General features: G+C 64.5%; 11 protein-coding genes. 5 read left to right on the top strand and 6 right to left on the bottom strand.

Annotation, left to right across the window (positions count from 1 at the left end; genetic code table 11):
• Window positions 1–4: 4 nt before the first annotated feature.
• The 3 genes from sufC to ACFSX5_RS18890 all read right to left on the bottom strand — a co-directional run bounded on the left by sufC (window position 5) and on the right by ACFSX5_RS18890 (window position 3,552).
• Window positions 5–754: a Fe-S cluster assembly ATPase SufC gene (gene sufC, locus ACFSX5_RS18880; protein WP_386835690.1), complete on the bottom strand. Its 750-nt coding sequence runs from the start codon at window positions 752–754 to the stop codon at window positions 5–7.
• A 77-nt stretch (window positions 755–831) separates the two neighbouring features.
• Entirely contained in the window at window positions 832–2,349 is a 1,518-nt protein-coding gene (gene sufB, locus ACFSX5_RS18885) for a Fe-S cluster assembly protein SufB (protein WP_386835508.1), read from the bottom strand.
• Between the two features lie 63 nt (window positions 2,350–2,412).
• Window positions 2,413–3,552, bottom strand: a complete 1,140-nt coding sequence (locus tag ACFSX5_RS18890) for a cysteine desulfurase family protein (protein ID WP_386835509.1) — start codon at window positions 3,550–3,552, stop codon at window positions 2,413–2,415.
• Window positions 3,553–3,786: 234 nt separating this feature from the next.
• Here ACFSX5_RS18890 and ACFSX5_RS18895 point away from each other — a divergent pair, with 234 nt between their 5' ends.
• Together ACFSX5_RS18895 and tyrS are read left to right on the top strand one after the other, a co-directional pair.
• Window positions 3,787–4,455, top strand: coding sequence for an alpha/beta hydrolase (locus tag ACFSX5_RS18895; RefSeq protein ID WP_386835511.1), 669 nt, complete (start codon window positions 3,787–3,789; stop codon window positions 4,453–4,455).
• 135 nt (window positions 4,456–4,590) lie between these two features.
• The gene (tyrS, locus tag ACFSX5_RS18900; protein WP_386835512.1) at window positions 4,591–5,835 is read left to right on the top strand and encodes a tyrosine--tRNA ligase; all 1,245 of its coding nucleotides are present in this window, start codon (window positions 4,591–4,593) and stop codon (window positions 5,833–5,835) included.
• Window positions 5,836–5,838: 3 nt separating this feature from the next.
• Here tyrS and ACFSX5_RS18905 read toward each other — a convergent pair whose 3' ends face one another.
• Together ACFSX5_RS18905 and ACFSX5_RS18910 are read right to left on the bottom strand one after the other, a co-directional pair.
• Window positions 5,839–6,288 carry a universal stress protein gene (locus tag ACFSX5_RS18905; RefSeq protein WP_386835513.1) on the bottom strand — a complete coding sequence of 150 codons (450 nt, stop codon included), beginning with the start codon at window positions 6,286–6,288 and terminating at the stop codon, window positions 5,839–5,841.
• A 73-nt stretch (window positions 6,289–6,361) separates the two neighbouring features.
• Window positions 6,362–9,748, bottom strand: a complete 3,387-nt coding sequence (locus ACFSX5_RS18910; RefSeq protein WP_386835514.1) for a YhdP family protein — start codon at window positions 9,746–9,748, stop codon at window positions 6,362–6,364.
• A 234-nt stretch (window positions 9,749–9,982) separates the two neighbouring features.
• Here ACFSX5_RS18910 and ACFSX5_RS18915 point away from each other — a divergent pair, with 234 nt between their 5' ends.
• Both ACFSX5_RS18915 and ACFSX5_RS18920 read left to right on the top strand, forming a co-directional pair.
• Entirely contained in the window at window positions 9,983–10,450 is a 468-nt protein-coding gene (locus ACFSX5_RS18915; RefSeq protein WP_386835516.1) for a peroxiredoxin, read from the top strand.
• A 63-nt stretch (window positions 10,451–10,513) separates the two neighbouring features.
• A complete protein-coding gene (locus ACFSX5_RS18920; RefSeq protein WP_386835517.1) occupies window positions 10,514–11,632 on the top strand; it encodes a M23 family metallopeptidase in 1,119 nt (372 codons plus the stop codon).
• Window positions 11,633–11,635: 3 nt separating this feature from the next.
• Here ACFSX5_RS18920 and prfB read toward each other — a convergent pair.
• Window positions 11,636–12,764 (bottom strand): peptide chain release factor 2 gene (gene prfB, locus ACFSX5_RS18925; RefSeq protein WP_386835518.1). Its coding sequence is split into 2 segments (ribosomal slippage): window positions 11,636–12,694 and window positions 12,696–12,764, totalling 1,128 coding nucleotides; the frame shifts between segments, so codons are not numbered across the junction.
• Between the two features lie 106 nt (window positions 12,765–12,870).
• Between prfB and ACFSX5_RS18930 the strand changes: the two genes are divergently transcribed.
• Window positions 12,871–13,728 (top strand): TraB/GumN family protein, encoded by an 858-nt coding sequence (locus ACFSX5_RS18930; protein WP_386830594.1) that lies wholly within the window; start codon window positions 12,871–12,873, stop codon window positions 13,726–13,728.
• Window positions 13,729–13,769: the final 41 nt, after the last annotated feature.

Here is a 13,769-nt window from a genome sequence, read left to right on the forward strand (position 1 = left end):
TGGGTCAGGCCGCCGTAGTTTCGAAATCGGCATAGCCCTCGGCCTCAAGGCGCAGGGCGAGATCCTTGTCACCGCTTTCGACGATCCGACCATCGCTGAACACATGCACCACGTCCGGCACGATGTGGTTCAACAGGCGCTGGTAGTGGGTGATGACCAGCATGGAGCGGTTGGCAGTACGCAGGGCGTTGACGCCCTTCGACACCACCTGCAGTGCGTCGATGTCGAGGCCGGAATCGGTCTCGTCGAGAATGCACATGGTCGGCTGCAGAAGCGCCATCTGCAGCACCTCGGCACGCTTCTTCTCGCCGCCGGAGAAGCCGACATTGAGCGGCCGCTTTAGCATGTCGCTGTCGATGTTGAGCTGGGCGCCGGCGTCGCGCACCGCGCGCATGAAGTCGGGCGTCGAGATTTCACCCTCCCCACGGGCCTTGCGCTGTGCATTCAGCGCCGCCTTCAGGAAGGTCATGGTGGCAACGCCCGGAATCTCGATCGGGTACTGGAAGGCCAGGAACAGCCCGGCAGCGGCGCGCTCGTCCGGCTCCATCTCGAGCAGGTTCTCGCCGTTGATCAGCACCTCGCCCTCGGTGACTTCGTAGTCCTCGCGACCGGCGAGCACGTAGCTCAGGGTCGACTTGCCCGAGCCGTTGCGGCCCATCACGGCATGCACCTCACCCGGGGGGATGACGAGGTTCACGCCCTTGAGGATTTCACGGTCTTCGATGCGGGCGTGCAGGTTGCGGATTTCAAGGATCGGGGTGGTCATCTGTTCTCTCCAAATTCAAAGGCGTCGCCACGATGGCGCCGGCCACTCATTGCGTTACGCGCGGGTTACCCGACGCTGCCTTCGAGCGAGATCGAGATCAGCTTCTGCGTCTCGACCATGAACTCCATGGGCAGGTGCTGCAGCACGTCGCGGACGAAGCCGTTCACGATCAGCGCCACCGCTTCCTCTTCGGAAAGGCCACGCTGCATGCAGTAGAACATCTGGTCGTCCGAGATCTTCGAGGTGGTCGCCTCGTGCTCGAACACCGCGGTGCCGTTGCGGCTCTCGATATAGGGCACGGTGTGCGCCCCGCACTTGTCACCGATCAGCAGCGAGTCGCACTGCGTGAAGTTGCGGGCGTTCTTGGCCTTGGCGTGCGCCGAGACCTGGCCGCGATAGGTGTTGTCCGAGAAGCCTGCGGCGATACCCTTTGAGATGATCCGGCTGGTGGTGTTCTTGCCCAGGTGGATCATCTTGGTGCCGCTGTCGATCTGCTGATGGCCGTTGGAAATGGCGATCGAGTAGAACTCGCCGCGAGATTCATCGCCGCGCAGAATGCAGCTCGGGTACTTCCAGGTGATGGCGGAACCGGTTTCCACCTGCGTCCAGCTGATCTTGGAGCGGTCGCCACGGCAGTCGCCGCGCTTGGTGACGAAGTTGTAGATGCCGCCCTTGCCGTCCTTGTCGCCGGGGTACCAATTCTGGACGGTGGAGTACTTGATCTCGGCATCCTCGAGCGCCACCAGCTCCACCACCGCAGCGTGCAACTGGTTCTCGTCGCGGGTCGGCGCGGTGCAGCCCTCGAGATAGCTCACATACGAGCCCTTCTCGGCGATGATCAGCGTGCGCTCGAACTGGCCGGTGTTCTTCTCGTTGATGCGGAAATAGGTCGAGAGCTCCATCGGGCAGCGCACGCCCTCCGGGATGTAGACGAACGAGCCGTCGGTGAAGACCGCCGAGTTCAGCGTCGCATAGTAGTTGTCGCTGACCGGAACCACCGAGCCCATGTACTTCTGCACCAGCTCGGGGTGCTCGCGCACCGCCTCGGAGATCGAGCAGAAGATGATGCCGTGCTTGGCCAGTTCCTCGCGGAAGGTGGTGACCACCGACACGGAGTCGAACACCGCGTCCACGGCGACATTGCCTTGGTACGGCGCAGTCGCCCCTTCGACGCCGGCAAGGATTGCCTGCTCCTTCAGCGGAATGCCGAGCTTTTCATAGGTGCGCAGCAGTTCCGGATCGACCTCGTCGAGGCTCTTCGGGCCCGTAGTCGTCTTCGGCGCCGCATAATAGCTGATCGCCTGGAAGTCGATCTTGGGGTAGCTCACCTTGGCCCAGTTCGGCTCATCCATGGTCTGCCAGCGGCGGAAAGCCGCCAGCCGCCAGTTCAGCATCCATTCGGGCTCGTTCTTCTTGGCCGAGATCAGCCGGACGATATCCTCGTTCAAACCGACCGGTGCCACGTCGGAATCGATCTCGGTCTCGAAGCCGTACTTGTACTTGTCGACGTCGAGCGCCAGCACCGATTCAACGGTCTCGCGATCGATCTCTTCCTTGAGGGTGGGGATATCGTAATCGGCCATTCGGCTCTCCTTTGGTCCCGCATGGGTCAAGGCCATGCGCGATCGACAGTCAGATGCGGCGGCTTACGCCGCCTCTCCCCGCCGCGCCCGCTGGCGCAGGAGGATGGTTTCATAGGCGGCGAGGAAGGCATCCGCCTCCTCCGCCGTGGAATTCCAGCCGAAGCTGACGCGCAGGGCACAGCCGGCAAGCCCCGGCGGCACCCCCATGGCGGCCAGCACGTGGCTCGGCCCCACCTTGCCGGACGAACAGGCCGAGCCGGAGGAGACGGAAATCCCCGCCAGGTCCAGGGCCATCATCGCCGTCGCACTCGCGACGCCTGGCACCGCGAAGTCGACCACATTGCCGACCCGCTCGGCGCCGGCGCCGAAGATCACCACTTCCGGCGCCACGCGCCGCAAACCGGTTTCCACGCGCTCAACCAGCGCTCGCATGGCGTCGGCGTCATAGTTGTTCGCCGCGGCGGCCGCACCGAACCCGGCGATCAACGCCGCCGATTCCGTGCCGCCCCGGCGGCCGAGCTCCTGCCCGCCTCCCGGGATCAGCCGCACCGTGTCGGCATGCGACTTCACCAGCAGCGCGCCCACGCCGGCGGGACCGCCGATCTTGTGCGCGCTGACAGCCATCATGTCGGGTGCGGAAGCGGCAAAATCCAGAGGGATGCGGCCAAACGCCTGCACCGCATCGACCACGAGCGTGTGAGGCGTCGGCCCGACCAGCGCGTTGATCTCGGGCATCGGCTGCACCACACCGGTCTCGTTGTTCACCCAGTGAACCGCAACCAGCAGGTTACCTTCGGCAGCAACGAGCGCAGCACGCAGTTGCGCAAGGTCGATCCGGCCGTCTCTGTCGAGCCCGATGCGGGTAATCGGCAGTCCCGTTGCAGAAGCAGCGCTCAACACTGCCGCATGCTCGCCTGCCGTTAACAGAACGCCGTCACTATTGAACGTTTTCGTCCCGGCAACGATGGCCTGCGTCAGCGCTTCGGTGGCCGATCCGGTGAACACCACCTGCCCCCGCTCGGCCCCGGCAAGCCGCGCCACCTGCCCGCGCGCCGTGTCGATCAGCCCGCGCAACGCCCGTCCATGCCCATGGACCGACGAGGGGTTACCCACCAGCTCCAGCGCCTCGACCATGGCCGCTCGCGCCGCCGGAAGCAGCGGCGACGCGGCATTATGATCGAGATAGATCGCCGGTCTGGTCATCGGGTTCCCGTCGGCTCAGCGCCAAACTTCTTGAAATCTGCCGCCCAACATCATTACAAGGGGCGCACTCACGGCCCTTCAGCAGGAGCCGCAACCAAGTTTCGAATTATTCTAAACTGGTTTTTCGAACCATGTTTTAGGAAGCAGGACGGGCCGAGTCAAGCTGCGCCGCCGGCATGGCTGGGTCCCCGTTATCCTGCACAACAGAGCCGAAATGGCCGGAAGTACGAGACCATGCCAGAAGTGATCTTCAACGGCCCCGAGGGGCGCCTGGAAGGCCGGTACCAGCCGGGCAAAGAACCCAACGCGCCCATCGCCATCGTGCTGCATCCGCACCCGCAGTTCGGCGGGACGATGAACAACCAGATCGTCTACAACCTGTTCTACATGTTCGCCGAGCGCGGCTTTTCGGTGCTGCGCTTCAACTCGCGCGGCGTCGGCCGCTCGCAGGGCGTGTTCGACCATGGCATCGGCGAACTCTCCGACGCCGCTGCGGCGCTCGACTGGCTGCAACTGATCAACCGCGAGTCGCGCGGCTGTTGGATCGCCGGCTTCTCCTTCGGTGCCTGGATCGGCATGCAACTGCTGATGCGCCGTCCGGAGGTGGAAGGCTTCATCTCGGTCGCCCCGCCGGAAAACCTCTATGATTTCTCGTTCCTCGCCCCTTGCCCCTCTTCGGGCCTGATCATCCATGGCGACAAGGACCGCGTGGCGCCGCCGCAGTCGGTCCAGAAGTTGGTGGACAAGCTCAAGACCCAGAAGGGCATCACCATCGAGCAGCAGATCGTCGAGGGCGCCAACCATTTCTTCGACGGCGAAGGCAAGATCGACGAGCTGACCGGCCGCTGCGCCGACTATCTCGACCGTCGCCGGCAGGAGATCGCCGCCGGCGGCGGGCGCTGACACTCAAGGGCGCGTCTGACTGCGATCATTCGGAAGGGACCTCATCCTGAGCTCGTCGAAGGACGAGGTCCCGAGTGCACCGACCTCGTGGTTCGACAGGCTCACCATGAGGTCTCCTCAGCCTCAGTGGTTCACATGTCCCAGTTCAAATCCGAATTCCTCCGCACGCTCGACGAGCGCGGCTTCATCCACCAGATCTCCGACCCGGAGGGTCTGGACCAGCTCTTCGCCACCGAGACGGTCTCGGCCTATATCGGCTTTGACCCCACAGCCTCGTCCCTGCACGTTGGCAGCCTCATCCAGATCATGATGCTGCACTGGCTTCAGAAGACCGGTCACCGCGCTGTTGCCCTCATGGGTGGCGGCACCGGCATGGTGGGCGATCCGTCCTTCAAGGACGAAGCCCGCAAGCTGATGACGGTCGATACGATCCAGGCCAACATCGACGGCATCAAGCAGGTGTTCTCGAACTACCTCGAGTTCGGCGAAGGTCCGTCCGACGCATTGATGCTCAACAACGCCGAGTGGCTGCTGCCGCTCAACTACCTCGAGTTCCTGCGCGACGTCGGACAGCACTTCTCGGTCAACCGCATGCTGAGCTTCGACTCGGTAAAACAGCGGCTCGATCGCGAGCAGTCGCTGAGCTTCCTCGAGTTCAACTACATGATCCTGCAGGCCTACGACTTCGTGGAGCTGAACAAGCGCTACGGCGTGCGTCTGCAGATGGGCGGTTCGGACCAGTGGGGCAACATCGTCAACGGCATCGATCTCGGCCACCGCATGGATACCCCGCAACTCTATGCCCTGACCTCGCCGCTGCTCACCACGGCTTCGGGCCAGAAGATGGGCAAGTCGATGAACGGCGCCATCTGGCTGAACCCCGATCTCCTGTCTGCCTACGACTTCTGGCAGTACTGGCGGAACACCGAGGACGCCGACGTCGAGCGCTTCCTCAAGCTCTACACGACCTTGCCGCTCGATGAGATCGCGCGCGTAGTTGCGGGAGACATCAACGAGGCCAAGAAGCGCCTGGCGACGGAAGTCACCGCCATGATCCGTGGCCGCGCCGCGGCCGAAGAGGCGGCAGCCACCGCCCGTGCCACCTTCGAGACTGGCGCGCTGGACCTGTCCCTACCCACCGCGACCGTGACGCACGCCGAGCTCAACAGCGGCATCGGTATCCTGACGGCTCTGGTGACTGTCGGCCTCGCCGCCTCGAACGGCGAAGCCCGGCGCCATGTTCAGTCCGGCGCCGTACGCGTCAACGACGCGGTGATCGACGACGACCGGCTGACGCTGGCCGAAAACGCCCTCCTGCCCGAGGGCGTGATCAAGCTGTCGGTGGGCAAGAAGCGCCACGCCCTGCTGAAGCCCGCCTAGGCTTCAGCGCGTTACCAGCACCGGTATCTTGGTCTGCGCCAGCACATTGTTGGTCTGGCTGCCGAGAAGCAGCCGGCCCAACCCACGGCGCCCGTGCGAGGCCATAACGATGAGGTTGGCACCAATCTCGTCTGCCACCTGCACAATGCCGTCGGCGGGATAAACGCCCTCCACCAGCTTTGTGGTGGCGTTCACGCCGGCGGCTCCCGCGCGTGCCTTGGCTTCGGTGAGAACCGTTTCGGCTTGCGCTTTCTGCGCCTCGATCAGTTCCGGAATGGGGCTGTAACCGACGCCGGCGGCGGCCGCGTAACCAGCGCCAACAACTGTCGCCGGCTCCGTCACGGTGACAATGGTCACGGCGGCGTTGAACCGTTTCGCCAGTTCACAGCCCTGGTCCAGGGCCTTGTTGGCCAGTTCGGAGCCGTCAGTTGCGATGAGGATGGTGGAATACACTTGCGCCTCCTTGGTTGTGCTCCAAGCACTCCCAGAACAGGCTAAGCCGCGCCTTGATCCTGATCAACCAGCGCTACTGAGGGGGGGGGAACTCACGCGCGCGGAACTCAAACAGTTCACGGAAAGCGCCAGGGACCAGCGCTGACAGCGGATTGATCTGGAAGCGCGGGTTGTCGAGGGGACCACGCACCGCAAACGTTACGCCCAGTAGGCCCTCGCCGTCTCGCCCGCCGAGCAACGGCCCCAGAAGCGGGATCTGCTGGAAGGCGTTGTTAAGTCCGAACAGCGGCACATAAGTACCCGTCAGATCGTACTGGCGCTGGTTGGTGTAGATGTATCCCCGCAGCGTCCCACCCACCATGTCGCCGGAGACCATGGCATTTGTCACCTCGACGCGGTCGCTGCTGCGTTGGAAATCCACCTGCGCCGCATCGAAGTCGAGCCGGTTCTGCTGCGCGATGGCAGCGCGGGAATTGGAGTGGTTGCCCAGCACCTCCCGCACATTGGCTTCGTCGACCACCGAGAAGTTGCGCATCACCAAGCGGCCGGCCTCGACGTCGGCGTCCCGGTCCGTCGTCAGCACCAGATTGCCGGCGCCACCCGCCAGTTGCGAATAGACGCCAAGGAAGCGCAGCACGGTGCCGGCATCATTGAAGGCCACGCTCATGGTCCGGCCCCGCGGCGCCGGATTGGTGGTGATCGAGATGCCATTGCCTTCGCTGAACTGGGTAGCCAGCGTCGCCCGCTCCAGGTTGGAGCCTCGCAGGCGCAGGTCGAGATCGACGTTGAACGCGGTCGTCGCATAGTAGCCGATCGCACGGTCCAGCTGGACATCGAGAGCGATGGTCTGTTCGAACTGGGTGGACTGCACGCCCCCGGCCCCCGCGCCCAGCCCGAAGAACCGCTTCAGCATCGGCTTGAGGTCCAGTTGCGAACCGGTGATCTGGACGGCGTAGCCATTCTCGATCGGGGTCAGCGACAGTTGCGCATTGTCGCCGTCACTCAGCCCGAACTGGCTCAAGCGGCCGGACTTCAGGCCCTCGCTGGCATGATACTCGATCTCGCCGATCGCACGCACCTTGCCGAAGGACAGGTCGACATTGGTGAGCGTGGTCAGTTCGCCATCCTGCTTGATGGTGGCGTTGAGCACACCGGGCGTGCCGGCCGCCTTGGTGATGCCGAGATCAGCGATGGTCAGCCCCGCCTCGGCAAGGTCGATCGACATCTGCAGGCTGCCGTCAGGCATCGGCTGCGCCACGAACCGCACCTGGCCCGATAGAAACTCCGAAGCGTCGAAGCCCATCTGCGCGAGGTCGGCGACCGCAATCGTCGAGGCCAGCCTGAAGGTCGGATCGGTCTCCGGGGTTCCGGTGATCTCCACCTCGGCCGGCATCCCGTCGATCTCGGCCGTACCGCCGAGGTGATAGCCTTCCTGCGACGCACTGAAAGCCAGTTGCCCATTGGCGATGGTGCGATCCTGGATGGGCTCGCTGCTGGCGAAGTCGCGCACCGTGCCATTGAGCACATAGTCGATGTCCATGGCTTCGCCGGCCGCTTCGTCGCCGAGGCCGATGGTCGCCACCAGCCCCAGATCGATCGAGCCGGTGATCGCCTCGAGATCGAGCGGCAGTTGTGCGCCGGCCAGCGCGTCCGGCTGCTGCGCCTCTGCCAGCGCCAGCAGTGCCGGGATCGGCGCAGCGATGTCGCCGGAGATCTCGATGATGCTTTCCTCTGGCTGCGAGTAGTCCATCACCAGCGCGGGATTGCGCACAGCGATCTCGCCATTGGCGGTCGGCACCTTGCCTCCGCTCGCGGCAACGGTCATGCCGCCGTCGTCGACGAAGAACCGGGTCTCCCCGTCAAGATGGATAGGCTCCATGTCGGGCGTCGCTCTGACCGCAACCCCGGTGCCGATGATCTCGATCTGCATGGCGTCCTCCGGAATCGGCTTGTCTTCGCCGTCTAGGGCGAGCGTTCCGACCGGAAAATCGAAAGTCATGCGAGCGTTCGCGACCGTGCCCTCGGTGATGTTCGCCACGAACCAGTCCCGGCTCTCCTCGCCCGTCACATAGGGCCAGAGCCGCTTCATGTCGTCGGCGGTCACCCCCTGCCCGGCGATGGTCATGTCGAGGCCAACCCCGCTCCGGAGCATGTCGAGCCGACCCGCGGTCTCGACCACTGCCTCGCCCTTCCGCGCCACCAGCCGGTCTATCCCGAGTGCTCCGTAGAGCGGTGCCGACCAGCCGGCGAAATCGACGGTTTCGAAGGGCTCTGCCGGGGCGGCCATGTCGTTGGGGTGCAGGCGGACTTCGCGGGCGGCAATGGAAATGCCGATGGTCGGCCCATAGGTGCGATCGAGGCCGAGCGCGAACACGCCGGAGAGCCGCGCTGAACTCTGGCCGATCTGAATGGCCGCTTCAGACAGCGTGAACTGCCCCTCCTCGGGTGACCAGGTGATGTCGAGGATCGAGCTGGCGATCGGGAAGTAGTCCTTGCCGATCCTCAGATCGAGACCGGTGAGGTCGACCTTGAAGCGGCCATCGATCAGCTTGCCGCCAGCCGGGGAGAAGTTGACGTCGATGGACAGGGCGCCGGCCCCCTGCACCGCGGCAACGCTGGCAGAATCGTCGATGAACGGCAGGAAAGCGGCAAAATCGATATTGGTGACGTCGGCCTCGAGCCGCGAGTTACCAGCATCGTCCAGCCCCCGCGACAACGTACCCGTCATGGTACGCCCGCCCAGCGTGGCGGTGAATGTGCCCCGCGTGCTCCGGCGATCCGGCGACGGGCCGATCTCGAGCTCAATCCCTTCGAAGCGGCGGAACAGCCCATAAACGGAGTCGATCATCTCGATGGCGCCGTCGCGCACCACCAGCTTCGAGAACCGCCCCTGCGCCGCCTGTTCGACCAGGTCGGCGATGCCCTGCTCTGCCGCCTCAAGGTTGTAGATCAGCCAGTCATTGTCCGAGCGCATCTGCAGGTCGCCAACCTCGCCGGACAGATCAATGCCATCGGTAGAAATGCCGACGCTGGGATAGGAGTCCTCTCCCTCCAGCACCCGCACCGTCGGAGCGCCACCCGCCGGATCGTCGACCATCTCCAGGGTTGCCAGACGCGGCCCCAGCAGGTCCTGCACCATCTGGATGCGCGGACTGACCACCGTTATGGCCGCGCCGGGTTGCCCCATCAGCGCCCGCGCCGGGGAGAAGCCGACCTCCAGCGCCTCGGTGGCAACCCGCGCCCCAGACTTGCTGTCGGTCAGCACCACCGGCGAGAACTGCACCACGGGCCAGATGCCGCCTTCGAGCGCCAGCGCCATCTCACCAAGTTGCAGGTCACTTCCGGTCGGGAGCGCACCCTGCACCAGATTGCGCACGGCCACCCCGGCAAACGGCAGACGAATCGGCGTGACCAGCAGCACCATCCACAGCAGCAGCACGATCAGTGCGGGAATGCCCAAAAACCACACCGCAACCTTGGCTGTGTGGCGCGCCGGGTGCCGGCGGGTATTGGGCTTGGGCGCGGTAGGTATATCCGCGGGGGGAGAAGTCGCGCTCACTTGGGTCCGGTGTCAGGCTGGGCCGCTATGTCTGGCACCTCGTCAGAATCAACCGCCGCAGGCAGTCTGTTGTTTGATCATACTGGCTGTAATATGGCGCGAAACCGGTTAATTTCTGCGGGGAAGGAGTTGGGCGTGACCACACTGCGCGAAGGCGATCCTGCCCCAGACCTCACCCTGCCGCTCGACGACGGGACAAGCTTCACGCTTTCCGACCATCGGGGGCATACCGTTGTGCTCTTCTTCTATCCCGAGGATGACTCCGGCGGCTGCGTCGACGAGAACATCGAGTTCTCCGAACGCGCCGATCAATTCGCCGCCGCCGGCGCCCGCCTCGTCGGCATCTCTCCCGACTCGGTTGAGAGCCACATTCGCTTCCGCCGCAAATACGGGCTGAAGCTGCCGCTCGCGGCTGATCCCGATCGTCTTGCCATCGAGGCTTATGGCTTGTGGCAGTTGAAGAAACTCTATGGCCGGGAGTTCATGGGCCTGATCCGCACGTCCTTCATCGTGGATGCCGAAGGCAAGATCGCGCGCATCATCAGGGCCACCCGGATCAAGGGTCACGCCCAGAAGGTCCTTGAGGCCGTTCAGGCCGGCTAACACACTGCTAACCATCACGGTTCATACTCCGCTCACCATGGTCGCGTGAGTGGAGTCGCTGGGATGCAGGCTCGAAGCAGTTTCGAACAGGCACGAGCCAGCGTCGGTCACCGGATTCACCCGGCCCTGTTCTACTCGATGTTCGTGCTGCTGCTCGGCGGCAATGCCCTGCTCGGGACCGCCCTGTTGCTGCACTCCGACATCGCCCGGCTCTGGAGCGGCAAGACCGACCAGATCATCTCTGCCTACGAGGATCGCATCGCCGAACTCCGGGTCGAGATCGACCGCCTGCACTCGCGCAACTACGCCCAGGCCGGCGACATGAACCTGCAGTTGCAGGAACTGGCGCAGCAGCAGGAAGTCCTCCTCGAACAACACCAGTTGGTGAAGGTCCTGGTCGACAAGGCCGACGCACTTGGCATCGCCCCGGCGGCAACCCCCACGACAGCCGCCATCACCGTACCCACGACGGCCTCCGGCAATCCCGACATCGCCGCCACGGCCGCCTCGATCGACCAGATGATGACCGAGACTCGCTCGGCCATGGCTTCCATCGCATCGACCGCCAGCGAGCGCACCGAGGGGATCGTCTCGACGCTGACGCGACTCGGCATTCCGGTCACCCTGCCGCCCGTCGAAGAGGGCGTGGGCGGGCCGCTTCTGGCGCCGGTGGAGGATGCGGCACTCAGCCCAGCGGTAGAGGATGCCAACGCCGTGCTGGCTGCCCTGATCCGCTACCAGGCCGCACGGCAGAGCATCGATGCGGCCCCGGTCCATATGCCGATCAGCGATGGCTATCGCCAGTCCTCCGGCTTCGGCAACCGCAAGGACCCGTTCACCGGCTCACGCGCCTTCCACGCCGGACTCGATTTCGCGGCGCCCAGCGGCACCAGTGTCTTCAGCGCCGCCGCAGGCGTCGTCACCTTCGTTGGGCAGAAGTCCGGTTACGGCAAGACGGTGGAGGTGACCCACAGCAGCGGTTTCATCACCCGCTATGGCCATCTCTCCGCCTATATGGTGGAAAAGGACCAGCGCGTGAACACCGGCACGCCCATCGCCAAGGTCGGCTCCACCGGCCGCTCCACCGGTCCGCACCTGCACTTCGAGGTGCGCCGCAACGACACCGCCCTGAACCCCAAGGAGTTCCTTGAGGCCGGGCGGCAGTTGCTGGCGCTGATTTAACCGCTAGTCCGCGTCCGCCGTGACGTCCGTGGCAACGCCGACGCGTTGTGCCAGGGCCGCTTCCATGAACTGGTCGAGATCTCCGTCGAGCACCAGCGAGGGCTGCCCGCTTTCGACGCCCGTCCGCAGATCCTTGACCATCTGATAGGGCTGCAGCACGTAGGAGCGGATCTGGTGACCCCAGCCGATATCGGTCTTGCTGGCTGCCTGGGCGTTGGCCGCTTCTTCCCGCTTCTGCATCTCCAGCTCGTAGAGACGCGCCCGCAGCATGTTCATGGCCGTCGCACGGTTCTTGTGCTGGCTACGCTCCTGCTGGCAGGCGACAATGATCCCGGTCGGGATGTGGGTGATGCGGATCGCGGAGTCGGTGGTGTTAACGTGCTGCCCACCGGCGCCGGACGAGCGATAGGTATCCACCTTCAGGTCGCTGTCGCGGATCTCGATGTCGATGGTGTCGTCGATCACCGGATAGACCCAGACGCTCGAAAAGCTGGTGTGGCGGCGGGCAGCCGAGTCATAGGGACTGATGCGCACCAGCCGGTGCACGCCACTTTCGGTCTTCAGCCAACCATAGGCATTGTGGCCCTTCACCTGGATGGTGGCGGACTTGATGCCGGCTTCTTCGCCGTCGTGGAACTCGATGGTTTCCACCTTGAGCTTCCGGCGCTCGGCCCAGCGGGTGTACATGCGCAACAGCATGCTCGCCCAGTCCTGCGACTCGGTACCACCGGCGCCAGCGTGGATTTCGACATAGCAGTCGTTGGCGTCGACCTCGCCCGAAAGCAGGGTCTCGATCTGGTGCCGGCGCGCCGATTGCTTGAGCTCGAGCAGCGCCGCTTCGGCTTCCTTGACGACGCCCTCGTCGCCCTCGGCTTCGCCGAGTTCGATCAGTTCGACATTGTCGCGGATCCCGGCTTCCAGTTCGCGCACGGCCTTGACGGCGACATCAAGGTCGTCGCGCTCGCGCATGCGCACCCGAGCCTTCTCGGGATCGTTCCAGAAGTCCGGGGATTCGGTTTCGGCGCTCAGCGCCGCGAGGCGGAGTTCAGCTGTATCCCAGTCAAAGATGCCTCCTCAGCAGGCTCAGCACCTGCTCGATTTCGGCTACGGCCTTTTCGGTTTCCGCGCGCATTCAACTCGTCCTTGTTGCTGGCGCCCCGTGTAGCGAAGGCGGGCGACCGGATCAACCCGCAGAGCCTCCGGCTTGCCGCAGCATGCCCGGCGGGACACAATGCACCATGCTCAGATTTGCCCTGCCTCTCGCCCTTCTGCTGCCCCTTGCGTCTTCCGTGGCGGCCGCACCCGCCATGTGGAAGGTCAGCGACGCGGACAGCGCGATCTACCTGTTCGGCTCCTTCCACGTCCTGCCCGACGGCATCGACTGGCGCACGCCGCTGTTCGACGAGCGCCTCGCCGCGGCCGACAAGATCGTGCTCGAAACCGACGTCAGCCCGCTGGCACAGGCTCAAGTCGGTGCCGCGGCCATAGCACGCGGTGTCTATGTCGATGGCACGCTGCTGACCGATGTCATCGACGACGACCTAGAGGCGACGCTGAGGGCGCAGAGTTCGGCCTACGATGTGCCGGTGGGCTCATTGCTGGCCATGCGGCCCTGGATGGCTGCCAACACCATCTCCGTGGCGGCGATGATGGCACTTGGCTACGACCAGCCCGGCGTCGAATTCCAGATTGAACCAGAGATCGAGCCCGACCGGCTCATCCATCTCGAGACGGGTGAGGAGCAGTTGGATGTGCTGGCCGGCGCCTCAGACGAGGAGCAACTCGTCATGCTGCAGGCCACGCTGGACGAACTCGACAGCATGCCGAAGCTGATGAGCAAGATGATCCACCATTGGCAGGCCGGCACCGCCGACCGCATCGCACACCTGTTCCAGATGGAGATGGGTGGTTTCGAGGACGCTTTCCTCGACCGCCTGCTCTATCAGCGTAACCGCAACTGGGTGGAGCCGCTGTCGCAACTGCTCGCAGACGACATTGACGCGCTGGTCATCGTCGGGGCCGCTCACCTCGTCGGACCAACCAACGTCATCGAACTGCTCGAGGCCGAGGGGTTCACCGCCACGCGGGTTCAATAAGAAAAAGGCCACCGGGCGAACCCGATGGCCATGAATCGCGT

Origin of the sequence: Devosia albogilva (genome assembly GCF_042685625.1) — a bacterium.
GTDB lineage: Bacteria > Pseudomonadota > Alphaproteobacteria > Rhizobiales > Devosiaceae > Devosia > Devosia albogilva.

Excerpts from the sequence above, each read along its gene's own strand:
- ACFSX5_RS18895 (WP_386835511.1), top strand. The coding sequence starts at position 3,787 with ATGCCAGAAGTGATCTTCAACGGCCCCGAGGGGCGCCTGGAAGGCCGG.
- ACFSX5_RS18930 (WP_386830594.1), top strand. The coding sequence starts at position 12,871 with ATGCTCAGATTTGCCCTGCCTCTCGCCCTTCTGCTGCCCCTTGCGTCT.
- ACFSX5_RS18920 (WP_386835517.1), top strand. The coding sequence starts at position 10,514 with ATGCAGGCTCGAAGCAGTTTCGAACAGGCACGAGCCAGCGTCGGTCAC.
- sufB (WP_386835508.1), bottom strand. The coding sequence starts at position 2,349 with ATGGCCGATTACGATATCCCCACCCTCAAGGAAGAGATCGATCGCGAG.
- ACFSX5_RS18890 (WP_386835509.1), bottom strand. The coding sequence starts at position 3,552 with ATGACCAGACCGGCGATCTATCTCGATCATAATGCCGCGTCGCCGCTG.
- tyrS (WP_386835512.1), top strand. The coding sequence starts at position 4,591 with ATGTCCCAGTTCAAATCCGAATTCCTCCGCACGCTCGACGAGCGCGGC.